This is a genomic window from Rhodanobacter sp. DHG33 (assembly GCF_014843005.1).
Classification (GTDB): domain Bacteria; phylum Pseudomonadota; class Gammaproteobacteria; order Xanthomonadales; family Rhodanobacteraceae; genus Rhodanobacter_A.
The window spans coordinates 45,219-66,373 of record NZ_JACYXM010000004.1; the positions used below are offsets into that span (position 1 = coordinate 45,219).

The window sequence follows — 21,155 nt, forward strand, 5'->3', positions numbered from 1 at the left end:
CCCGCCCAAACTGAACGGGCCGAGACAGATCCCGACCGAAACATGACGACGAAAACCCGCCGCACTCTCCTGCTGCTCGCGCCGCTGGCGCTGGCGCTGGGCATGAGCCCGGCGATAGTGCGTGCGCAGCAGGGCAAGCCGTCCGAGCTCAGCCTCGGCGAGGCCGTGAGCCGCGCCCAGCATGAGAGCCGCGGCCAGGTACTGTCGGCCGAATCGCGACACTATGATCGCCGCACCGAGTACCACATCAAGGTGCTCACGCCGGAAGGCCACGTGCGGATGATGACCATCCCCGCCAACGGCGGCGAAGGCTTCCGGCAACCCGTCCAACCAAACCGCAACCCGCCCGGCCGACGCGCCGGGGGCAAGGAGAAACACTGATGCGCATCCTCCTGGTGGAAGACGAGGCCCCGCTGCGCGAAACGCTGGCGGCGCGACTGAAGCGCGACGGCTTCGCCGTCGACGCGGCGCAGGACGGCGAAGAGGCGCTCTACCTCGGCCGCGAAGTGCCGTTCGACCTCGCCATCATCGACCTGGGCCTGCCCAAGATGTCGGGCATGGATCTCATCAAGGCGCTGCGCGAACACGGCCAGCGCTACCCGGTGCTGATCCTCACCGCGCGCGGTGGCTGGCAGGACAAGGTGGAAGGTCTCAAGCAGGGCGCCGACGACTACCTGGTCAAGCCGTTCCACGTCGAGGAACTGCTGGCCCGCATCAACGCCCTGGTGCGTCGCGCCAGCGGCTGGTCCAAGCCGGTGCTGGCCTGCGGCCCGATCAAGCTGGACACCACCGCGCAGACGGTCACGGTGGAAGAGAAGATCGTCGACCTCACCAGCTACGAGTACAAGGTGCTGGAATACCTGATGCTGCATGCCGGCGAGCTGGTCTCCAAGGCCGACCTCACCGAGCACATCTACCAGCAGGATTTCGACCGCGACTCCAACGTACTGGAAGTCTTCATCGGCCGACTGCGCCGCAAGCTGGACCCGGAAAGCGCCCTGAAGCCGATCGAGACCGTGCGTGGCCGTGGATACCGCTTTGCCATCCCCCGTACCGACGGCGACGAGTGAGCCCTCGCCGCGCCGCCCGCTCTCGCTGGCGGCGCGCTCGGCCATCACCACGGGACTCGTACTGGCTGCCTTCCTCGGGCTGGTCGGCGTCGCCATGTCCGTGGCCAGGAAAGGCACCGCGCTGAACAATCTGCAGGAACGACTGCAGGACTCCGCCGTCGCCGACATCATCACCCATACCGACGTCGACCGTTACGGTCGCCTGCTGCCGCCTGATTCGCCGCCGCAGAAATTCTCCCAGCCCGGCTCCGGCCTGTATGCGGTGATCCTGGGACCGGACGGCTATCGCTGGAAATCCAACTCGGCGCTCGACAGCAATTTCAGCTTCCTGCAGCCGCTGCAGCCGGGCGACCATCTGTTCGCCGGCCCGGTCGACACCCGCATGGGGCGCGTCTACTACTACGCCAGGGGTGTGTCCTTCGATTCCCTGGACGGCACCCGATCGACGCCCGCCACGGTCATGGTGGCGCAGACCGAGCAGCAGCTCGAAGGCGAGAACGCGGTGTACCAGCGCACGCTGGCGCTGTGGTTGTCGATACTCGGCGTGATGCTGATCGTGCTGCAGTTGCTGCTGCTGCGCTGGAGCCTCACCCCGCTGCGCAAGGTGTCCAGCGACATGAGCCGCGTCGAACGCGGCGACAGCGACCATCTGGACAGCCAGTATCCGCTGGAGCTGACCGGCCTCACCGAGCGCATCAACGCCTTCATCAACAGCGAACGCGAACAGCGCACGCGCTACCGCCACACCCTGGCCGACCTCGCGCACAGTCTGAAGACGCCGCTGGCGGTGATCCGCTCGCAGATGGAATCCGCCAGCGACGACTCCGCGCGGCGCGGCGTGCTCGACCAGGTGCGGCGCATGGACGAGCTGGTCGCCTATCAGCTGGCGCGCGCCGCCACTTCGGGCCGCCAGACCTTCGCCGCCGCCATTCCCATCGCCAGCCACGCCGAAGACCTGGTGCAGAGCCTGGAAAAGGTCTATGCCGCCAAGAACGTGCTGTGCGAGTTCGACATCGAGGACGGCGCCTCCTTCCACGGCGAACTCAACGACCTGCTCGAACTGATGGGCAATCTGCTGGAAAACGCCTTCAAGTGGACGCGCCACCACGTGCTGCTGGTAGTGCAGAAGCAGCCCCAGCATGGCCGACCCCGCCCCGGGCTGCTGCTCAGCGTGGAAGACGACGGCCCCGGCATCGCCGAAGAGAAGATCGAAAAGGTGCTGCAGCGTGGCGTGCGCGGCGACGAGCGCGTGCAGGGCCACGGCATTGGCCTGTCCATCGTGCAGGACATCGTGCGCGCCTATCGCGGCGAACTGGTGGTGGACCGTTCGCCCGACTTCGGCGGTGCGCGCTTCAGCGTGAAATTGCCGCCGGAATAACGGCCGGCGCCGGGCGAGTTACTGGATCGAACCCGGCAAGAGCGACTGCCAGCCCAGCGTGGCCGGCTTGGCGGCCACCGGTGCGGAAATGCGCCCTTCGTGCCCGCCGCCTCCAGCCGTACCGCCGCCGCCGTGGTTGTCGGCGTCGCCATTTTCCGCATCGCTGCCATGGCGGGGCGAGGGGCAGTCACGGTTGAGTCCCAGCGCATCGCTGCCACTGTTGCTGGCGGTGTCGTGGGTACCCGTGTCCGTCGTGGATCGGCCGGTCGCGGCGATGTCGCGGATGCCCGCATCCGCCGCCATGGCGCTGCCCATGCCGGCCAAACCGATCAGGCAACCGATCATCCAGTGTCTGGCACTCATGGCTGGGCACCCCTTGACGCGCAGGCGAGATTCCCGATCCTCGCAGAAACCGGGGCGCCGGCGCCAGTGCCCCTGCCTCAGGACGTCGCGCCCCGCTAAAATCGCCGGATGCCCGTGAACGACATACCCTCCTGATGCAAGCCGCCGAACTGCTGGCCGAACTATCCGCGGGCGAACCGCGCTCCGGCGTCGAACTGGCCGCCGGGGCCGGTGTGACCCGCGCCGCGGTATGGAAACAGATCGAGGCGCTGCGCGCGCGCGGCGTACCGATCGAGGCCGGCGGCGCCCGCGGCTACCGGCTGCCGTGGCCCGTGCAGCTGCTGGACGCCGCGCGAATCCGCGCCGCGCTGCCCACTGCCGTCGCCAAACAACTGGGAGCGCTGGAAGTGCATTGGGAGCTCGACTCCACCTCCAGCGAACTGCAGCGGCGCGGGGCTGCGGCTGCGGACCTCTCCATGATGCTGGCCGAGACACAGAGCGCAGGCCGCGGCAGGCGCGGCCGCCGCTGGCTGTCGCCGCCGGGACTGAACATCTATCTGTCTTGCGTGAAGCGTTTCGACACCGGCTTTGCCACGCTGTCGGGCCTCTCGCTGGCGATGGGCGTGATCGTGCTCCGCACGCTCGCTGCGCTGGGCATCGCCGGCGCCGGCCTGAAATGGCCGAACGACGTGCTGGCCGTCGCGCCGGGCAACGCACCTGGCAAGCTGGCCGGCATCCTCGTGGAATTGAGCGGCGAATATCAGGGGCCGTGCGCTGCGATCATCGGCATCGGCCTCAACCTCCGACTCACCGACGCGCTGCGCGAGCAGGCCGGGCAACCGACCTGCGACCTCGCCACGCTGGCCGGCGGCGCGCCGCCGGAGCGCAACCGCGCAGCGGCCGCGCTGATCGCCGCACTGGCCGAGGGCCTGCGCCAGTTCGAGCACGAAGGCTTCGCCGCGTTCGCCGACGAGTACGCCCGCCACGACCTGCTGCGCGACCAGCCGCTGAGACTCAGCGGCGCAGGCGGCGAGCGCGACGGCGTCGGCCACGGCGTGGACAACCGCGGCGCCCTGCTGCTGCGCCTGCCCGACGGCGGAATCCAGCGCATCGACAGCGCCGACGTCACGGTGCGCCGCGCATGAAGCTGCTGCTGGATCTGGGCAACACCCGCCTGAAGTGGGCATTGCGTCGCGACGGCAACGTGCTCGCCAGTGGCGCAGTGGCATGGAACGAGAACGTGGCGGAAACGTTGGCCGCCGCCTGGGCGGGCCTGACCGCGCCTGCCGCCGTGTTCGGCGCTTCGGTGGTGGACGCCCCGCGCGAGCGGCTCGTCGCCGCCAGCGTCGCCACCGCGTTCGCACGCGAACCGCAATGGCTGCGCACGCCGGCCGAAGCCTGCGGCGTGCGCAATGCCTATGCCGAACCGCAACGGCTGGGCGTGGATCGCTTCCTTGCCATGGTCGCCGCCCATGCCGACGGCCCCGCTCCGTGCGTGCTGGTCGGCGTGGGCACTGCGCTCACGCTGGATGCATTGGCGGCCGACGGGCGCCATCTGGGCGGCCTGATCGCACCGGGGCCGCGCCTGATGCAGGAGTCCCTGCTGGGCGCCACTGCACAGGTGCGCCCAGCGCACGCAGGTACGATCGTCGAAGCGGCGGACAACACCGCCGACGCGGTGGCTTCCGGTTGCTGGCTTGCGGCGGCGGCGCTGGTCGAGCGCTTCGCGGCGCGCATGGCGCCGGCGCTGGGCGGCGCGCCGGAGCTGCGCCTCGGCGGCGGGGATGCGGAAACGCTGCAGCCGCTGCTCGCCATGCCGGCGCAGCTCGTCCACGATGGCGTGCTGCGCGGACTGGCGGCCTGGGCCGCGGCACAATAGGCAAACGCCGCTGGCGTGAATGACGGGGGATGGATGTTTCTGCGATTGCTGTTCGTGTTGCTGGTCATGCTCAACATCGTGGCCGGCGCCTGGCTGCTGCTCGGCCAGCCGTATGCGCATGTGCCGATGGCCACCGATCCCGGCGTGCCGGAGCTCCACCTGCTGTCGGAACTGCCTGCGCAGGCAGCCACAACCGAGCCCGCCGCCGGCGTCGCCACCTCGGCCACACCGGCACCCGCTCCCGCAGCGACGAACGTGGATGGCGCCAACACGTCGGACGCGAACGCGCCCGTGGAACTTCGCTGCCTCACCCTGGGGCCATTCGCCACGCCGCACGACCTGCAGCAGGCGCGCACCGCGCTTACGCCCGTCACGCGACGCATGCGCTCGCGCCAGGAACAGGTCGCCCAATCGCGCAGCTGGTGGGTCTACCTGCCCGCATCCGGCAGCCGCGCGCAGGCGCTGGCGCTCACCAAGCAGCTCGCCGCACACGGCATCAACGACTACTTCGTGGTCGGCGGTGGCGACCAGCCCAACACGGTCTCGCTGGGCCTGTTCAAGGACCAGGACAACGCGCGCAAACGCCGCACCGAAGTGGCCACCGCCGGCTTTGCCGCCCGCATTGCCGAGCGCACCGAAACCGTGCCGCAATACTGGCTCGACCTGGTCGCCGAAGGCCGCGGCTTCGACTGGCATCGCCGCATCCGTTCTGACGGCGTGGGTTCGCACAGCACCTCATGCTTTTGAGAATCCCCTGCTAGAATGGGCCTTTGCGCCGGCATAGCTCAGTTGGTAGAGCAACTGATTTGTAATCAGTAGGTCGCGGGTTCGATTCCTGCTGCCGGCACCATTCGCGGCCTCCTCTCGATCCCCGCTGCGGCCGCGCGTCAGCCACGTGGACATCGAATCATGAGCAAGCAGACCATCGCCCTGGTGGGCGTACCCACCGACATCGGCGCAGGCCATCGCGGCGCCTCGATGGGGCCGGAGGCGCTGCGCGTGGCGCAGATCGCCGAAAAGCTGCGCGCACGCGGGCTGGATGTAGTCGACCGCGGCAACCTGCACGGCCCGCACAACCCGTGGCTGCCGCCGGTGAACGGCTACCGCCATCTCGCCGAAGTGGTGGCCTGGAACGAAGTGACGCATGCGGCGATCTACGATGAACTGGCCCATGGCCGCCTGCCCATCATGCTGGGCGGCGACCATTGCCTCGCCATCGGCACGATCAGCGCGATCGCCCGTCACTGTCGCGAAAAGGGCAAGCAGCTTCGTGTGCTGTGGCTGGATGCGCACGCCGACTTCAATACCGCCACCATCACCCCCTCGGGCAACATCCACGGCATGCCGGTGGCCTGCCTATGCGGCAATGGCCCAAAGGAACTGGTGCAGATCGGCGGCCACGTGCCCGCGACCACGCCCGACGTGTTCCGCCAGATCGGCATCCGCTCGGTGGACGAGGGCGAGAAGCGGCTGGTGCGCGAAGCGCAGATCGTCGTACACGACATGCGCAGCATCGACGAAATGGGCATGCGCAGCACGATGGAACAGGCACTCGCCGGCATGGACGACGACACTCACCTGCACGTGAGCTTCGACGTGGATTTCCTCGACCCCCTCATCGCGCCCGGCGTGGGCACCACGGTGCGCGGCGGCCCGAACTACCGCGAAGCGCAGCTGTGCATGGAAATGATCGCCGACAGCGGCCGGCTTTCCTCGCTCGACATCGTGGAACTCAACCCCGCGTTCGACAAGCGCAACCAGACCGCGAAACTCGCGGTGGACCTGGTCGAATCGCTGTTCGGCAAGTCCACCCTGCTGCGCTGAGCGCATCACCCACCGAAATCGAGACATGCAGACCCGAGTCCTCACCGGCATCACCACCACCGGCACTCCGCACCTTGGCAACTATGTCGGTGCGATCCGCCCTGCGATCAACGCCAGCCGCCGCGCGGACGTGGATGCGTTCTTCTTCCTCGCCGACTACCACGCGCTGATCAAGAGCGACGATGCTTCCCGCATCGAGCGCTCGCGGCTGGAGATCGCAGCGACCTGGCTGGCCGCCGGGCTCGACCCTGCGCGCGTTACTTTCTACCGCCAGTCGGACATCCCCGAGATTCCCGAGCTGACCTGGTTCCTCACCTGCGTCACCGCCAAGGGCCTGCTCAACCGCGCGCATGCCTACAAGGCGGCCGTGGACAAGAACGCCGAGGCAGGCGAGGACCCCGACGCGGGCGTCACCGCCGGCCTGTACATGTATCCGGTGCTGATGGCCGCCGACATCCTCGCGTTCGACGCGCACAAGGTGCCGGTGGGCCGCGACCAGATCCAGCACATCGAGATGGCGCGCGACATCGGGCAGCGCTTCAACCACATCTACGGCCGCGATTTCTTCGTGCTGCCCGAGGTGGTGATCGAGGAGCAGGTAGCCACCCTGCCCGGCCTCGACGGCCGCAAGATGTCCAAGAGCTACGACAACACCGTGCCGCTGTTCGCCGGCGGCGCGAAGGCGCTGCGCGAGGCGATCATGCGCATCGTCACCGACTCGCGCGCACCGGGCGAGGCGAAGGACCCGGACAGCTCGTCGCTGTACACCATCTTCCGCGCCTTTGCTGACGAGGCGGAAAGCGCGGCGTTCCGACAGTCCCTGCTCGACGGCATCGGCTGGGGCGAGGCCAAGCAGCGTCTGTTCGAGCGCATCGAGACGGAAGTGGCGCCGATGCGCGAGCGCTACGAAGCGCTGATCGCCAAACCCGACGAGATCGAGGCCATCCTGCGCGAAGGCGCGGCGAAGGCGCGCGCGATCGCCATGCCCAAGCTGGCCGCGATCCGCGATGCCATCGGCCTGCGTGCGATGGGTGCCGCGCCCGCCGCCAAATCGGACAAGCACGCGACGGCGAAGGTGGGCAAGGCGCCCCGTTTCGCCAGCTTCCGCGATGGCGATGCCGGCTTCCGCTTCCGCCTCTTCGCCGCCGACGGCGAAGAGTTGCTGCTGTCCATGCCGTTCGCCGATCCCAAGGCCGCCGGCGCCATGCAGCAGCGCATCCGCGCGCTGGGCGACGGCGCCACGCTGCGCGCGGACGGCGACGCGCTGGTGCTGGAACTGGACGGCGCGGATGTCGCACGTGCGTCGCAGGCGAGCGACGCGATGCAGGCGCGCGTGCGCGAAGCGCTGGCACAGCTCGCCGCACAGGACTGATGCGCTACCTCGCCCTGCTACTGCTCGCACCCTGGCTGCTGATCCTCGGCTGGGCCTACGCGAACTACCCGAAATCGCTGCCGCGCACGGCGGCACGGCGCGGGTTCGACGCTGCGGCGTTGCTGCTGGCCTTCACTGCCGCCATCTATGCCGGGCTGCAAGGCTTCGACGCCGTGCCGCTGCCGTTGCTCGACGAGGCCGGGCGACGCGCCAGCGGCGCGATCTGGCAGCAGGTACTGCCGGCGCTGTGCGGCTACGGCGCCTTCGCCGGCGTGCTCGCGCTGGCGCTGCTGCTGCGTCGCCTGCTCTGGCATCGCGCGCGCTGACGCACGCGCACACACGGAATCGCCACCATGGACATCACCGCACTGCAACACCATCTGCTTCGCCTGTTCGAGCGCCACGAAGTGGAGCTCGAACCCGACGAGGATTGGCTGCTCACCGACGGCGACTTCCCCGCGATCCGTGCCAGCTGGCGCGACGCCGCGGCAGGGGTGCCGGGGCGGCTGGATCTCGACATCGTGCTCGGCGAGGACCAGCAGGTCGAGGAAAGCTATGCCGGCACCGGCACTGGCGACGCGGCCTGCCGCGACGCGCTGCAGCGGTTCGAACAGGGCAGCCTGCACGTGCTGCTGGCCGCGTGCTGGTATGTCACCGATGCGCGCAAGCTGCAGCTGGAGTCGTGGAACATCGGCGTGCACGGCTGGGATGCGTTCATCGGCCCGCTCGTCGTGCAGGGTACGGAGGTGGCACTGCCGGCTGATGCACTGGCGCCGCTGTTCGCCGCGCTCCGCAACGAAGTACTGGCGCCCCGGATGCATTGGGTGCGGGTGTTCCTGCGCCGGGAAGCGAACGGCGAAACCACCGTCGAAGCATTGCTCGACAACGAGTCGTGGCCGGCGGGCGACCGCGCCCTCGCTGCCGTGGCGTGGCCGCCGGCAGCGGAGTCTTACAGCGTGCGCTGCTTCATGATGCTGGACATCCGCGACTACTGACGCGGCTCAGTCCCAGCGGTTGAGGTGCGGACCGAACGCGTCGCGCTGCTTGCGCACGACGCAGAAGCGCTGGCCGCTGGGTGCTTCCATCACCCACCAGCGCCGGCGGACGAAGGCGATGCGCTGCGCGCCCAGGCGCTCCAGCCGCGCAGCCTCGGCCTCGAGGTCGTCGGTCTCGATGTCCAGGTGCACGCGGCTCTCGTGTTCGACCTTCTGCAGCAGGATCAGCGGCTCGTCGTCGGCCGTGCGCAATTCGGCGTAACGGCCGTCGCCATCCTGGTCCAGCGTCGCGATGGGCTTGCCCAAGGCCGCGCTCCAGAACGTCGCGGCATCGCCCAGGTCGGCGACCTTGCAGTCCAACACCAGGGCGCACAGGCGGCTGTGATGCATGGGACACCTCGCAACGGGGCAGAGGTGTCCAGTCTGCGCCGGCACGATGGCCGGCGCATCTCGTGCGCGGTCAGCGCGCCAGCGGCGCGATGCGCTGCTCGATGGCGCCGAAGATCGAGGCGCCCTGCGCATCGGTGACGTCGATGCGCAGCGTGTCGCCAAACTTCAGGAACGGCGTGCTCGGCTTGCCGTCGCGCAGCGTTTCCACCGTGCGCTGTTCGGCGAGGCAGGAGGCGCCCTTCGAAGTGTCCTGGTTGGCGATGGTGCCGGAACCGACGATGGTGCCGGCGGTCAGCGGACGCGTCTTCGCCGCATGCGCCACCAGCTCGGCGAAGCTGAACTGCATGTCCACGCCGCAGTCGGCCTCGCCGAACCATGCACCGTTCAACCAGGTACGCATCGGCAGAAGCAGCTTCTCGCCCTTCCACAGGTTGCCCAGCTCGTCAGGCGTCACGAACACCGGCGACAGCGCGGAGCGCGGTTTGCTCTGCAGGAAGCCGAAACCCTTGGCAAGCTCGCCCGGAATCAGACCGCGCAGGCTCACGTCGTTGACCAGGCCGACCAACTGGATGTGCGCGGCGGCCTGCCCCGGCGTGGGCGCCATCGGCACATCGTCGGTGATCACCACCACCTCGGCCTCGAGATCGATGCCGTAATCCTCGCTGGGCACCACCACCGGATCGCGCGGGCCGAGGAAGCCGGCGCTGGTGGCCTGGTACATCAGCGGATCGGTGTAGAACGAGGCGGGCACTTCGGCACCGCGCGCCTTGCGCACGCGCTCCACGTGCGGCAGGTAGGCGCTACCGTCCACGAATTCGTAGGCACGCGGCAGGGGCGCGGCAAGCTGCGCCATGTCCAGCGCGAACACGCCATCGACAGGGCCGGCATTCAGCGCATCGGACAGCGCGTTGAGCCGTGGCGCGGCGTTCGACCAGTCGTCCAGCGCGGCCTGCAGGGTGGGGGCGATGCCCGCAGCCTTCACCGCACGCGCGAGATCGCGGCTGACCACGACCAGGGTGCCGTCGCGGCCGCCTTCTTTCAAACTGCCAAGCTTCATTGCATGTGCTCCAAATCGTTTATGCGCGCGACGGATCGAAGTGCTTGCGGATGCCCTGCCAGCACTCGTAGTAATTCTGCTGCAACTGCGGCGCCGCCAGCGCCTGCGCCGTGGGCCGGATCACCTTGCGCGCCTCGAACATGAAGGCCATGGTGTTCATGAGATGGTCGGGCTTGCCCGTGTCGGCGCCGCTGGCCTTCTCGAAGCTGGCCGCGTCGGGGCCGTGTCCGCTCATGCAGTTGTGCAGGCTCATGCCGCCGGGCGCGAAGCCGCCGACCTTGGCGTCGTAGGCGCCCTCGATCAAACCCATGAACTCGCTGGCCACGTTGCGATGGAAATACGGCGGGCGGAAGGTGTGCTCGGCCACCAGCCAGCGTGGCGGGAAGATCACGAAATCCATGTTCGCCGTACCGGCCGTGTCCGATGGCGAGGTCAGCACGGTGAAGATCGACGGGTCGGGATGGTCCACGCTGATCGAGCCCACGGTGTTGTAGCGCGTGAGGTCGTACTTGCACGGCGCGTAGTTGCCGTGCCAGGCGACCACGTCCAGCGGCGAGTGGCCGATGTCCGCCTGCCACAGCGCGCCCTGGAACTTGGCGACGAGCTTGAAGCTGCCTTCGATGTCTTCGTAGGCCGCCTGCGGCGTGAGGAAATCGCGCGGCAGCGCCATCGAGTTCGCACCGATCGGACCGGCGTCCGGCAGGCGCAGCAAGGCGCCGAAATTCTCCGCCACGTAACCGCGCGCGGCGGCATCCAGCAGCTCCACGCGGAAGCGCACGCCGCGCGGGATCAGGGCGATTTCCAGCGGCGCGACTTCCAGCACGCCGAGCTCGGTGGCGATGCGCAGGCGGCCCTGCTGCGGCACGATCAGCAGCTCGCCATCCGCGTCGTAGAAATAGCGCCCTTCCATCGAGCGGTTCGCCGCATAGACATGGATGCCCACGCCCGCCTGCTCGGCCGCGCTGCCGTTGCCGGCGATGGTGACCAGGCCATCGAGGAAGTCGGTGGGCGACTCGGGCAGCGACCACGGATCCCAGCGCAACTGGTTCGGCGTGGCGGGCGCCTCGTCGAAGCGGTTGTGGAACGCGGCGTGCGCCAGCGGCTCGAACGGCTTGTGCATCGCCGCCGGGCGGATGCGGTACAACCAGCTGCGACGGTTCTCGTGGCGCGGCGCAGTGAATGCGGTGCCGGAAAGCTGCTCCGCGTACAATCCGTGCGCCACGCGCTGGGGCGAGTTCTGCCCCCTGGGCAGCACGCCCGGAATCGCCTCGCTGGCGAATTCGTTGGCGAAGCCGGATTGGTAGTTCATGCGTCGTCTTCCCGTCTGGTTTGACGCGCGACGGCATCCCACCGTTCGCGCTTGGCGAAACTGCGAAAACCGGGAGCGTGCCGGCTTACAGCACGCCGCGCTTCATCTGGTCGCGCTCGATGCTCTCGAATAGCGCCTGGAAATTGCCTTCGCCGAAACCCTCGTTGCCCTTGCGCTGAATGATCTCGAAAAAGATCGGGCCGATGTTGTTCTGCGTGAAGATCTGCAGCAGCTTGCGCTGCTTCGTCTCCGGATCGGCGTCGATCAGGATCTTGTTCTTGCGCAGGCGCGGCACGTCCTCGCCGTTGTCCGGGATGCGCAGGTCCACCACGTCGAAATAGGTGTCCGGCGTGTCGAGGAACTCCACGCCCTGCGCGCGCATCGCTTCCACCGTGTCGTAGATGTTGTCGGTGAACATCGCGATGTGCTGGATACCTTCGCCGTGGTACGCGTCGAGGTATTCGTTGATCTGGCTCTTCGGGTCGCTGGACTCGTTGAGCGGTATGCGCACGATGCCGTCCGGCGCGGTCATCGCCTTGGACACCAGGCCGGTCTTGGCGCCCTTGATGTCGAAGTAGCGGATCTCGCGGAAGTTGAACAGCTTCTCGTAGTAGTCCGACCACTTCTGCATGTTGCCGAAATACAGGTTGTGCGTGAGGTGGTCGATGAAGGTGAGGCCGAAACCCGCGGGGTTCTGCGCCGCGCCCGCCACCGGTTCGTAGTCGTCGCCGTAGATGCTGCCCTTGTCGCCGTAGCGGTCGACCAGGTACAGCATGCAATCGCCGATGCCCTTCACCACCGGCGCGTTGACAGCCTTGCTGTCGGCCTTGTCGCCCACCGCCTCGCCGCCGTTGGCAAGCACGGCGTCGAACACCTCGTTGGCCGGCTTGCGGAAGCGGATGGCGAAGCCGCAGGCGCAGGGACCGTGCTTGGCGGCGAAATCGGCCGCGAAGGAATCCGGCGCCTCGTTGACCAGCACGTTCACGTCGTTCTGGCGGTACACCGTGATGGGCCGCGACTTGTGCTTCAGCACCGCGGTGAAGCCCATCTTGCGGAACAGTTCGTGCAGCTCGTGCGCGCGGCCGGCCGGCGCGGCAAACTCGACGAACTCGAAACCGTTGATCCCCATCGGGTTCTCGAAGGTGGTGACCTGCATGCCGAGGTTGGGCTGGGCTGTCATGCGATTTCTCCGACGGGCTACGATGGGGGAAGCTTTGCTGGAATGGGCAGCCATGGGCGGCTGCCTGCCTGATCTTCGCGGTCATGGACGACCGCACAAACCGGGCCACTGAAACACTTTTGGCACAACGAGCGCTAACGTGGCGCGTGTTTCTGGTGAAGGTGCAACCATGCTCCACCACGCTGCCTGGACGCCACGTCCAGCGCGTGCTTTCCATGAGGAGTGCGGCCATGGATGGCCGCCCGTGTGACTTTCGCGGTCATGGACGATCGCACCATTTATAGTTTCACTTGAAACCATTTGCAAGGAACACCGCACAAGTGCCCGCCAAACGCCATCCCGACCACGCGCCGCTGGAACTGGAACGCTTCCTGCCCTACCAGCTCTCCATCGTGTCCAACACGGTGAGCCAGGCGATCGCCGACGACTACCAGGCGCGCCACGACCTCAGCGTCACCGAATGGCGGGTGATGGCGGTGCTGGCGCGCTTCGACGGCCTTTCCGCGCGCGAAGTGGCCGAACGCACCGCGATGGACAAGGTGGCGGTGAGCCGCGCACTGGCCCGGCTGGTTGCCGCCGGCCGCGTGCGCCGGCACATCCATGCCAGCGACAAGCGCCGCTCGGTGCTGGGCCTCACGGCTGCAGGCTGGCGCATCCACGACGAAGTGGCGCCGATGGCGCGCCAAAGGGAAAGGGACCTGCTGGCTCGGCTGGAGCCGGAGGAACAGGCGTGGCTGCGCGGGATCCTGGACAAGCTGATGCCGCCGGACACGGCCGGGCAAACGGCAGCGAAAGGCTGACTAGCACCTTGATCGATGCCCCGACAGGGCTCCCGCCTGCCAGGACTCGCCTCGATCAGGCGCGGCCTGACCGAGGCTCCACCGGCCCGGCGACGGGCCATCCAAGGCCGGCTTATTTCACCCCGTGCATCAGGCGGTTCACCAGCGGCGCGATCAGCAGCAGCACCGCCCCGGAAATGACCAGCACCCAGAACCCGAACGTGAACCCCGACAGGGCCGAGGCTGCCGTCATGCCGTTCTTGCCGGCGATGTAGCTGGCCAGCAGGCCGGAAAGGTTGCCGCCGGCTGCGGTGGACAGGAACCAGCCGCCCATCGCCAGGCCCACCAGCCGGGGCGGCGCCAGCTTGGTCACCATCGACAGGCCGATCGGCGACAGGCACAGCTCGCCCACGGTCTGCAGCGCATAGCACGCCGCCAGCGGCCAGAACGGGATCATCCCGTGCGGGTCGATCAGGCTCTTGAGCGCGTACATCAGCACCAGGAAGCCGAGTCCATTGAAGATCAGGCCGAAGCCGAACTTGCGCGGGATCGACGGCTCCGCGCGCCGCCGCTGCAGCCACGCCCAGATCAGGCTGATCACCGGCGCCAGCACGATGATGGTGAGCGGGCTCACCGACTGGAACCAGCTCGTCGGGAACACCCAGCCGAACATGTTGCGGTCGACCAGGTTCTCGGCGAGGAAATTGAACGAGCTGCCGAGCTGGTAATAGAACATCCAGAACAGCACGTTGAAGCCGAAGATGATGAGCATGGCCCACACCCGGTCCAGCTGGATGCGGTCGTGGCGCATGGCTTCGGTGATCAGCATCGCCGAGACCCACACCGCCAGCAGGCCGATGAGCCATTGCAGGCCGATGGTGCCCACGCTAGACAGCAGCAGGTACACCAGGGGCACCGCCACGAGCGATCCCACCAGCACCAGCAGTGCGCGCCCGCGACCTTCCATGCCGGGCAGCGGCCGGCCCACGGCGCCGAGCTGGCGGCGGCCGAACCAGAACCACACCAGGCTCAGCAGCATGCCGATGCCCGCGGCGAGGAATACCACGCGGTAGTTCTGCTGCGCCGGCGTATCGGTGAAGTAGCCGGCCATCCAGCCGGTGAGCAGCGGCGCGATGAAGGCGCCGGCGTTAATGCCCATGTAGAACAGGGTGAAGCCGCGATCGCGGCGCGGGTCGTCGCGGCCGTAGAGCTGGCCCACCATCGAGGAGATATTCGGCTTGAACAGGCCGTCGCCCACGATCACCAGCGACAGGCCCAGCAGGAACACCGTCTTGCTCGGCACCATCAGCGCGAACAGCCCCGCCGCCATCACCAGCGCACCGATCAGGATGGCGCGCTGGTAGCCGATCAGCTTGTCGGCCACGTAGCCGCCGAAGATGCCGGTGCCGAAGATCAGCGCCGTGTAGGTGCCGAAGATCGTGCCGGCCCAGCCCTGGCCCGCCGAGTCGCCGTGATAGAACTGCGCGACCACGTACAGCGCCACGGCCCAGCTCACGCTGTAGAACGCGAAGCGCTCCCAGAACTCGGTCATGAACAGCATCCACAGCGGACGCGGATGGCCGAGCAGCTGCGGGTAGTCCGGCGCGGCGCCGGCGGCGTTCGAGGTGTCGTTCACACTGCCCCCTTCGGATGATTCGCGAAACGCCAGATGTAACGTCGGAGTCATCTGGCGTCAAACGGTTCGTAGGCCCGCGGCCAGGGCGTGGCCGCATCAAGCCAGCTTCAATGCGTATGGCCGGCGCGCGAAGTCGCCGGCCGCTGCATCCCCCTACTTCGTGCCCAGTACCGTGCGCACGTCGAGCAGCTCGGGGAAGAACGTCAGGTCCAGCGCCTGCTTCAGGAAGCCCACGCCGGAGGAGCCGCCGGTGCCGCGGCGGTGGCCGATGATGCGTTCCACCGCCTTCATGTGGCGGAAGCGCCAGAGCTGGAAGCTCTCCTCGATGTCCACCAGCGTTTCGCACAGGTGGAATTCGCTCCAGAAATTTTCCGGCGCCTCGTAGATGCGCCGGAACACCGGCAGCAGGCTGTCATGGCGCCGCCAGGGCTGGCTGACGTCGCGCTCCAGGATGTCGCGCGGCACCGCATGGCCGTGCCGCGCCAGCCAGCGCAACGCCTCGTCGTAGAGGCTGGGCGCATCCAGCGTGTCGCGCAGGCCCTGCTGGATCGCCGGGTCGTGCGCGAACACCGCGAGCATGTCGGCGTTCTTGTTGCCGAGCAGGAACTCCACCGTGCGGTACTGCGCCGACTGGAAGCCGGACGACGGCCCCAGCGCATCGCGGAAGGCGAGGTATTCGTGCGGCGTCATCGTCTCCAGCACCGCCCACTGCTCGAACAGCTGGCGCTGAATCTGCTTCACCCGCGCCAGCACCTTGAGCGCGGGGCCGATACGCTCGCCGCGCATGAATTCCATCGCCGCGCGCAGCTCGTGGATCAGCAGCTTCAGCCACAGCTCCGACACGTGGTGCTGCACGATGAACAGCATCTCGTCGTGGTACGGCGGATCGGACACCGGCCGCTGCGCGGACAGCAGGGTGTCCAGCCGCAGGTAACCCGCGTAGGTCATGCGCCCGGAGAGGTCGCGTTCGATGCCCGCTTCGAGCTCGCGCTGGTTGTCCGTCATGAAAGATCGCGATGGTCGGAAACGACCATGGTAACCGCTGGCGTCGCCGCCGTTTCTTGCGAACCCCGTACCCGCCCGCATGCTGCGGCGTGCCTTGCGACGCAACATGCCCGCCTGCTATCAATATGCGGCTTTTCCCGGCCGTTTTGACCGCCACGATGGTCGCCGGCAAGGGAGCTTCGCGTGTCTGGCCCCACTGGATGGGCCACCGCCCCCACCCCATTCGTCACTCACGGGAGCGCGTCGTGTCCATCGCCGCCAAGTTCGAAATCGAATACCTGCAGTATCTCGACGCCGAGGGCAAGCAGGTTCGGGATGATCTGCCTGACTTCGCCAAGAACCTCGACCACATGGTCGAACTGTACAAGCTGATGCTGTCCACCCGCGTGTTCGACGCGAAGTCGGTGGCGCTGCAGCGCACCGGCAAGCTCGGCACCTACGCGAGCTGCCTGGGCCACGAGGCGGCGCACGTCGGCATCGGCAGCGCGATGAAGCCGGAAGACGTGCTGGCCGTGAGCTACCGCGAATACGGCGCGCAGCTGTACCGCGGCGTGCAGCCGCGCGAGGTGTACATGTACTGGGGCGGCGACGAGCGCGGCAACGATTACCAGAACGAGCCCGCGCGCCACGACTTCGCGTGGAGCGTGCCGATCGCCACGCAGTGCCTGCACGCCGCGGGCACCGCGCTGGCGTTCAAGATCCGCAACGAGAAGCGCGTGGCCGTGTGCACCATCGGCGACGGCGGCTCGTCCAAGGGCGACTTCTACGGCGCCATCAACATCGCCGGCGCGCAGAACCTGCCGATGGTGGCGGTGATCGTCAACAACCAGTGGGCCATTTCGGTGCCGCGCAAGATCCAGTCCGGCGCGCCCACGCTGGCGCAGAAGGGCATCGCCGCCGGCCTGTACTGCATCCAGGTGGACGGCAACGACATCATCGCGGTGCGCAAGGCGATGGAAGACGCGCTGGAGCGCGCCCGCAACGGCCAGGGCGGCAGCGTGATCGAGGCGGTGACCTACCGCCTCGGCGACCACACCACCGCCGACGACGCCCGCCGCTACCGCGGCGAGCAGGAAGTGAAGGACGCCTGGGCGAAGGAGCCGATGAAGCGCCTGCGCAACTGGCTGGTGGCCAAGAAAGTGTGGGACGACAAGAAGGAAGAGGCCTGGAAGGCCGAGTGCGACGAGTGGATGGACAACGAGGTGAACGCCTACCTCGAGACCAAGACGCAGCCGGTGACGGCGATGTTCGACTACACCTTCGCCGAAGTCCCCGCCGATCTCGCCAAGCAGCGCGATCGCGTCCTCTCGTACGAAAACAAGGCGCACTGAGCCATGGCACAGATCACCCTCATCGAAGCCGTCACCCAGGCGCTCGCCTACGAAATGAAGCACGACGACAGCGTCGTGGTGCTGGGCGAGGACGTGGGCGTCAACGGCGGCGTGTTCCGCGCCACCCAGGGCCTGCAGGAAAAGTTCGGCGAACTGCGCGTGCTGGACACGCCGCTGGACGAGACCACCATCGCCGGCGTCACCGTGGGCCTGGCCGTGGCCGGCATGAAGCCGGTGGCCGAGGCGCAGTTCGAAGGCTTCATCTACCCGATGATGGAGCAGATCGCCTGCCACGCCGCACGCATGCGCAACCGCACCCGCGGCCGCCTCACCGTGCCGGCCGTGTGGCGCGCGCCGTGGGGCGGCGGCATCCGCGCGCCGGAGCATCACTCCGAGGCGAACGAGCACCTGTTCACCAACATCCCCGGCCTGCGCGTGGTGCTGCCCTCCTCGCCCGCACGCGCCTACGGCCTGCTGCTGGCCGCGATCCGCGATCCCGATCCGGTGATCTTCCTCGAACCCAAGCGCATCTACCGCCAGTACAAGGAAGAGGTGCCGGACGACGGCGAGGCGCTGCCGCTGGACGTGTGCTTCGTGCTGCGCGACGGCACCGACGTCACCCTGGTGACCTGGGGCGCGCAGGTGAAGGAAACGCTGGAGGCCGCCGACGAACTCGCCAAGCAGGGCATCAGCGCCGAGGTCATCGACGTCGCCACGCTCACGCCGCTGGACTTCGACACCATCGCCGAGTCGGTGCAGAAGACCGGCCGCTGTGTGATCGTGCACGAAGCCCCGAAGACCGCCGGCTTCGGCGCCGAGATCGCCGCGCGCGTGGCCGAGGAGTGCCTGTACGACCTGCTCGCGCCGGTCGAGCGCGTCACCGGCCCCGACACCCACATCCCGCTGTTCCGCCTGGAAATGAAGTACCTGCCCAGCATGGAACGCGTCGTCGAGGCCGCGCAGCGCACGCTCGCCGCATCCTGACTCCCTTCTCCCCGCCGGGGAGAAGGTGCCCCGAAAGGGGCGGATGAGGGGCCACGACTTGCGACAAAATGCAACGAAGCACAGCTTCAATGCACGCTACCGCAGGCCCAGCCCCTCACCCCGGCCCTCTCCCCGGCGGGGAGAGGGCGAAAACCAAACCTTGGAAGCTCACTCATGGCCGACATCAAGACATTCCACCTGCCCGACCTCGGCGAAGGCCTGCCCGACGCCACCATCGTCGAGTGGCACGTGAAGGAAGGCGACTACATCAAGCTCGACGCACCGCTGTGCTCGATGGAGACCGCCAAGGCCGTGGTCGACGTGCCGTCGCCCTACACCGGCACGGTGAAGAAGCTGCACGGCGCCCCCGGCGACATCATCGAGACCGGCGCCGCGCTGGCCGACTTCGAACCGGATGCCAACGCCAAGCAGCGTGCCGAAGCCGAATCCACCGGCCACCATCACGGCCCGAAGAAGGCCGAGGCGCCTGCACCGGCTCCCGCGCCGGCCAAGGCCGCCACCGCCGACCGCGAGGACGAAGGCACCGTGGTCGGCGCGATGGTCAGCGGCAGCCACGTGCACGTGGAGCAGGCCTCCAGCGCGGGCGGCGTCAAGGCCGTGCCCGCCGTGCGCGCCCTCGCCAAGAAGCTCAAGGTGGATATCACTCGCGTGCGCGGCACCGGCGCCGACGGCGTGGTCACCATGAAGGACGTGAAGGACGCCGCCGCCAGCGGCAGCGCCGCGCTGGGCGCCGCCCCGGCGCGCGCCGTGCCCGCCTCGGCCGGCCGCCACCTGGCGCCGGAACTGCCGGAACCGGGCGAGGCGCCGGGCCGCACCACCGTGTCGCTGGCCGGCAAGGCTGTGCGCACCGCACCGCCGAGCGTGCACGCCAGCGGCCAGCCGGAGCAGCTCAAGGGCGTCCGCCGCAACATGGCGCGCGTGATGGCCGAGGCCCACGCCAACGTAGTGCCCACCACCCTGGTGGACGACGCCGACCTGCACGCCTGGATCGGCAAGCAGGACATCACCGCCCGCCTGATCCGCTCCATCGTCGCCGCCTGCAAGGCCGTGCCGGCGCTCAACGCGTGGTTCGACGGCAAGAACCTCACCCGCACCCTGCACCCGCACGTGGACATCGGCATCGCCGTGGACACCGAGGACGGCCTGTTCGTGCCGGCGCTGCGCAATGCCGACGTGCTGGACGGCGCCGGTATCCGTGCCGCCATCAAGCGCCTGCGCACCTCGGTGGAAGACCGCTCCATCCCGGCGTCGGAGCTCTCGGGCTACACCATCAGCCTGTCGAACTTCGGCATGTTTGCGGGCCGCTACGCCACCCCGGTGGTGGTACCGCCGACCGTCGCCATCATCGGTGCCGGCAAGCTGTGCCACGACGTGGTGGCCGTGATGGGCGGCATCGAGGTGCATCGCCGCATGCCGATCAGCCTCACCTTCGACCACCGCGCCGCCACCGGCGGCGAAGCCGCACGCTTCCTCAAGGCGCTGCTGGACGACTTGTCGCTGCCGAACTGAACCGTGGCGTCATCGCCGCAAACGAAACAAGGCGCCCACCGGGCGCCTTGTTTCGTTTTGGGGATCGAGGCGGCGCCCATCCGACAGAGCATGCCGCGTGATGACAAATCTGCCCTGATCGGCACCGTGGAGCGCGGCGACAGGGGGGGGCGCGCACAACGCCTACGACACGGACTGCTGATTCCTTGTGTCGCCCACGGTGCCGATCAGGGCAGATTCGTCGCAAACAGACTCAATGCGCCATCGCGGCCCGGGCCATCCCGGAAAGCTCCACGCGCCGGTTCGGCGCCAGGCAAGCAATCAACGCGGATCGCTTCCTGTCCTGGCACTCCACCACCGGGTCGGCCTTGCCGCGTCCTTCAGTCTGGATGGCAGCGGCGGGCACGCCGCCCTGCACCAGGTAGTCGCGCACGGCTGCCGCACGCCGTTGCGACAGGCCCATGTTGTAGGCGTCGCTGCCGATACGATCGGTGTAGCCGACCACGTCGATGTTCTGCACCTGGCTGGCCTCGCGCACCTGCTGCAGCAGGCCGTTGAGCTTCTGCTGGCCTTCTGCCGTGAGCGTGGCGCTGTCAAAGCCGAACAGGGCATCGGACGACAGCCGTATCGGCTGCACCGGCATCGGCTGCGGCGGCTGCGGTTGCGGCACGTCCGGATGCGGAGTATCCAGCACCGCCTTGCAGGCTTCCGGTTTCCAGTAGAACTGCTCGGCCAGGTGCTGCTTGTCGAACACGATCTGGTACTGGCAGCTGAAGTAGTTGCCGCTGCCGTCGGACTTGCGGAAGTTGAAGATGTAGTTCCACCGGTGCACGCCGAACACGCCCTCGTTGAACTGCGGCGTGCCCAGCAGGCCGTAGAGTTGTTCCTTGGTCATGCCCGGAGCGACCTTACGCAGATTCTCCAGGTTCACGAACATGCCCTCGGGCACGGTGGAATGGCTCGGGTCGGGAAAGCTCACCTCTTCCGGACCTGCCGACGGCTTGCTGCCAGCCGTGCTGCACCCTGCCGCAAGCAGCGCACCCGCCAGCAGCACCGCCGGCCACGCGACCCGTTTGCACTCGATCGTCTTGCGCATGATGGAACCCCCTTGATGA

The 21,155-nt window shown here is 68.0% G+C and carries 22 protein-coding genes and 1 tRNA gene; 15 read left to right on the plus strand and 8 right to left on the minus strand.

Annotated features, from left to right (window positions below; translation table 11 throughout):
- Positions 1-42: 42 nt before the first annotated feature.
- The 3 genes from IHE46_RS08080 to IHE46_RS08090 are packed head-to-tail and all read left to right on the plus strand — an operon-like array spanning position 43 to position 2,448.
- On the plus strand, positions 43-381 hold the full coding sequence (locus tag IHE46_RS08080) for a hypothetical protein (protein ID WP_192164134.1): 339 nt from the start codon (positions 43-45) through the stop codon (positions 379-381).
- Positions 381-1,070: a response regulator transcription factor gene (locus IHE46_RS08085; RefSeq protein WP_192164135.1), complete on the plus strand. Its 690-nt coding sequence runs from the start codon at positions 381-383 to the stop codon at positions 1,068-1,070. Before IHE46_RS08080 ends, IHE46_RS08085 begins: the two co-directional genes overlap by 1 nt.
- On the plus strand, positions 1,039-2,448 hold the full coding sequence (locus IHE46_RS08090; RefSeq protein ID WP_192164581.1) for an ATP-binding protein: 1,410 nt from the start codon (positions 1,039-1,041) through the stop codon (positions 2,446-2,448). The genes IHE46_RS08085 and IHE46_RS08090 overlap by 32 nt, the downstream gene beginning before the upstream one ends.
- Before the next feature lie 18 nt (positions 2,449-2,466).
- Here IHE46_RS08090 and IHE46_RS08095 read toward each other — a convergent pair whose 3' ends face one another.
- Complete coding sequence (locus tag IHE46_RS08095) at positions 2,467-2,811, minus strand: hypothetical protein (protein ID WP_192164136.1); 345 nt, start codon at positions 2,809-2,811, stop codon at positions 2,467-2,469.
- 134 nt (positions 2,812-2,945) lie between these two features.
- Here IHE46_RS08095 and IHE46_RS08100 point away from each other — a divergent pair, with 134 nt between their 5' ends.
- From IHE46_RS08100 to IHE46_RS08135, 8 genes are all read left to right on the plus strand, one after another.
- A complete protein-coding gene (locus tag IHE46_RS08100) occupies positions 2,946-3,935 on the plus strand; it encodes a biotin--[acetyl-CoA-carboxylase] ligase (protein ID WP_192164137.1) in 990 nt (329 codons plus the stop codon).
- Complete coding sequence (locus tag IHE46_RS08105) at positions 3,932-4,669, plus strand: type III pantothenate kinase (protein ID WP_192164138.1); 738 nt, start codon at positions 3,932-3,934, stop codon at positions 4,667-4,669. The genes IHE46_RS08100 and IHE46_RS08105 overlap by 4 nt, the downstream gene beginning before the upstream one ends.
- A gap of 33 nt (positions 4,670-4,702) precedes the next feature.
- Entirely contained in the window at positions 4,703-5,416 is a 714-nt protein-coding gene (locus tag IHE46_RS08110; RefSeq protein WP_192164139.1) for an SPOR domain-containing protein, read from the plus strand.
- A gap of 27 nt (positions 5,417-5,443) precedes the next feature.
- Positions 5,444-5,519: transfer RNA gene (locus IHE46_RS08115), tRNA-Thr, on the plus strand.
- A 59-nt stretch (positions 5,520-5,578) separates the two neighbouring features.
- Positions 5,579-6,493 (plus strand): arginase, encoded by a 915-nt coding sequence (rocF, locus tag IHE46_RS08120; protein WP_192164140.1) that lies wholly within the window; start codon positions 5,579-5,581, stop codon positions 6,491-6,493.
- 25 nt (positions 6,494-6,518) lie between these two features.
- Positions 6,519-7,865, plus strand: coding sequence for a tryptophan--tRNA ligase (locus tag IHE46_RS08125; RefSeq protein ID WP_192164141.1), 1,347 nt, complete (start codon positions 6,519-6,521; stop codon positions 7,863-7,865).
- Complete coding sequence (locus IHE46_RS08130) at positions 7,865-8,191, plus strand: hypothetical protein (RefSeq protein ID WP_192164142.1); 327 nt, start codon at positions 7,865-7,867, stop codon at positions 8,189-8,191. The genes IHE46_RS08125 and IHE46_RS08130 overlap by 1 nt, the downstream gene beginning before the upstream one ends.
- A 27-nt stretch (positions 8,192-8,218) precedes the next feature.
- Positions 8,219-8,860, plus strand: a complete 642-nt coding sequence (locus IHE46_RS08135; RefSeq protein ID WP_192164143.1) for a DUF6348 family protein — start codon at positions 8,219-8,221, stop codon at positions 8,858-8,860.
- Between the two features lie 6 nt (positions 8,861-8,866).
- On the opposite strand, the gene IHE46_RS08140 is transcribed toward IHE46_RS08135, so the two are convergent.
- From IHE46_RS08140 to hppD, 4 genes are all read right to left on the minus strand, one after another.
- Entirely contained in the window at positions 8,867-9,250 is a 384-nt protein-coding gene (locus IHE46_RS08140) for a VOC family protein (RefSeq protein ID WP_192164144.1), read from the minus strand.
- Positions 9,251-9,320: 70 nt separating this feature from the next.
- Entirely contained in the window at positions 9,321-10,307 is a 987-nt protein-coding gene (locus IHE46_RS08145) for a fumarylacetoacetate hydrolase family protein (protein WP_192164145.1), read from the minus strand.
- Between the two features lie 19 nt (positions 10,308-10,326).
- A complete protein-coding gene (hmgA, locus tag IHE46_RS08150) occupies positions 10,327-11,616 on the minus strand; it encodes a homogentisate 1,2-dioxygenase (RefSeq protein ID WP_192164146.1) in 1,290 nt (429 codons plus the stop codon).
- Between the two features lie 85 nt (positions 11,617-11,701).
- A complete protein-coding gene (gene hppD, locus IHE46_RS08155; RefSeq protein WP_225562903.1) occupies positions 11,702-12,796 on the minus strand; it encodes a 4-hydroxyphenylpyruvate dioxygenase in 1,095 nt (364 codons plus the stop codon).
- Between the two features lie 320 nt (positions 12,797-13,116).
- Here hppD and IHE46_RS08160 point away from each other — a divergent pair, with 320 nt between their 5' ends.
- Positions 13,117-13,596 carry a MarR family winged helix-turn-helix transcriptional regulator gene (locus IHE46_RS08160; RefSeq protein WP_192164147.1) on the plus strand — a complete coding sequence of 160 codons (480 nt, stop codon included), beginning with the start codon at positions 13,117-13,119 and terminating at the stop codon, positions 13,594-13,596.
- 112 nt (positions 13,597-13,708) lie between these two features.
- Here the strand turns inward: IHE46_RS08160 and IHE46_RS08165 are convergent, their stop codons facing one another.
- Positions 13,709-15,211, minus strand: a complete 1,503-nt coding sequence (locus IHE46_RS08165) for a peptide MFS transporter (RefSeq protein ID WP_343230006.1) — start codon at positions 15,209-15,211, stop codon at positions 13,709-13,711.
- Between the two features lie 153 nt (positions 15,212-15,364).
- The gene (locus IHE46_RS08170; RefSeq protein ID WP_192164149.1) at positions 15,365-16,216 is read right to left on the minus strand and encodes a tryptophan 2,3-dioxygenase family protein; all 852 of its coding nucleotides are present in this window, start codon (positions 16,214-16,216) and stop codon (positions 15,365-15,367) included.
- Positions 16,217-16,461: 245 nt separating this feature from the next.
- Between IHE46_RS08170 and pdhA the strand changes: the two genes are divergently transcribed.
- The 3 genes from pdhA (at position 16,462) to IHE46_RS08185 (ending at position 20,061) form a co-directional block, all read left to right on the plus strand.
- Positions 16,462-17,547 carry a pyruvate dehydrogenase (acetyl-transferring) E1 component subunit alpha gene (gene pdhA / locus IHE46_RS08175; RefSeq protein WP_192164150.1) on the plus strand — a complete coding sequence of 362 codons (1,086 nt, stop codon included), beginning with the start codon at positions 16,462-16,464 and terminating at the stop codon, positions 17,545-17,547.
- Positions 17,548-17,550: 3 nt separating this feature from the next.
- Positions 17,551-18,531: an alpha-ketoacid dehydrogenase subunit beta gene (locus IHE46_RS08180; RefSeq protein ID WP_192164151.1), complete on the plus strand. Its 981-nt coding sequence runs from the start codon at positions 17,551-17,553 to the stop codon at positions 18,529-18,531.
- A gap of 174 nt (positions 18,532-18,705) precedes the next feature.
- A complete protein-coding gene (locus IHE46_RS08185; RefSeq protein ID WP_192164152.1) occupies positions 18,706-20,061 on the plus strand; it encodes a dihydrolipoamide acetyltransferase family protein in 1,356 nt (451 codons plus the stop codon).
- 232 nt (positions 20,062-20,293) lie between these two features.
- Here the strand turns inward: IHE46_RS08185 and IHE46_RS08190 are convergent, their stop codons facing one another.
- Positions 20,294-21,136 carry an OmpA family protein gene (locus IHE46_RS08190; RefSeq protein WP_192164153.1) on the minus strand — a complete coding sequence of 281 codons (843 nt, stop codon included), beginning with the start codon at positions 21,134-21,136 and terminating at the stop codon, positions 20,294-20,296.
- Positions 21,137-21,155 lie beyond the last annotated feature (19 nt).

Excerpts from the sequence above, each read along its gene's own strand:
- IHE46_RS08080 (WP_192164134.1), top strand. The coding sequence starts at position 43 with ATGACGACGAAAACCCGCCGCACTCTCCTGCTGCTCGCGCCGCTGGCG.
- IHE46_RS08085 (WP_192164135.1), top strand. The coding sequence starts at position 381 with ATGCGCATCCTCCTGGTGGAAGACGAGGCCCCGCTGCGCGAAACGCTG.
- IHE46_RS08095 (WP_192164136.1), bottom strand. The coding sequence starts at position 2,811 with ATGAGTGCCAGACACTGGATGATCGGTTGCCTGATCGGTTTGGCCGGC.
- IHE46_RS08100 (WP_192164137.1), top strand. The coding sequence starts at position 2,946 with ATGCAAGCCGCCGAACTGCTGGCCGAACTATCCGCGGGCGAACCGCGC.
- IHE46_RS08105 (WP_192164138.1), top strand. The coding sequence starts at position 3,932 with ATGAAGCTGCTGCTGGATCTGGGCAACACCCGCCTGAAGTGGGCATTG.
- IHE46_RS08110 (WP_192164139.1), top strand. The coding sequence starts at position 4,703 with ATGTTTCTGCGATTGCTGTTCGTGTTGCTGGTCATGCTCAACATCGTG.
- rocF (WP_192164140.1), top strand. The coding sequence starts at position 5,579 with ATGAGCAAGCAGACCATCGCCCTGGTGGGCGTACCCACCGACATCGGC.
- IHE46_RS08125 (WP_192164141.1), top strand. The coding sequence starts at position 6,519 with ATGCAGACCCGAGTCCTCACCGGCATCACCACCACCGGCACTCCGCAC.
- IHE46_RS08130 (WP_192164142.1), top strand. The coding sequence starts at position 7,865 with ATGCGCTACCTCGCCCTGCTACTGCTCGCACCCTGGCTGCTGATCCTC.
- IHE46_RS08135 (WP_192164143.1), top strand. The coding sequence starts at position 8,219 with ATGGACATCACCGCACTGCAACACCATCTGCTTCGCCTGTTCGAGCGC.
- IHE46_RS08140 (WP_192164144.1), bottom strand. The coding sequence starts at position 9,250 with ATGCATCACAGCCGCCTGTGCGCCCTGGTGTTGGACTGCAAGGTCGCC.
- IHE46_RS08145 (WP_192164145.1), bottom strand. The coding sequence starts at position 10,307 with ATGAAGCTTGGCAGTTTGAAAGAAGGCGGCCGCGACGGCACCCTGGTC.
- hmgA (WP_192164146.1), bottom strand. The coding sequence starts at position 11,616 with ATGAACTACCAATCCGGCTTCGCCAACGAATTCGCCAGCGAGGCGATT.
- hppD (WP_225562903.1), bottom strand. The coding sequence starts at position 12,796 with ATGACAGCCCAGCCCAACCTCGGCATGCAGGTCACCACCTTCGAGAAC.
- IHE46_RS08170 (WP_192164149.1), bottom strand. The coding sequence starts at position 16,216 with ATGACGGACAACCAGCGCGAGCTCGAAGCGGGCATCGAACGCGACCTC.
- IHE46_RS08180 (WP_192164151.1), top strand. The coding sequence starts at position 17,551 with ATGGCACAGATCACCCTCATCGAAGCCGTCACCCAGGCGCTCGCCTAC.
- IHE46_RS08185 (WP_192164152.1), top strand. The coding sequence starts at position 18,706 with ATGGCCGACATCAAGACATTCCACCTGCCCGACCTCGGCGAAGGCCTG.
- IHE46_RS08190 (WP_192164153.1), bottom strand. The coding sequence starts at position 21,136 with ATGCGCAAGACGATCGAGTGCAAACGGGTCGCGTGGCCGGCGGTGCTG.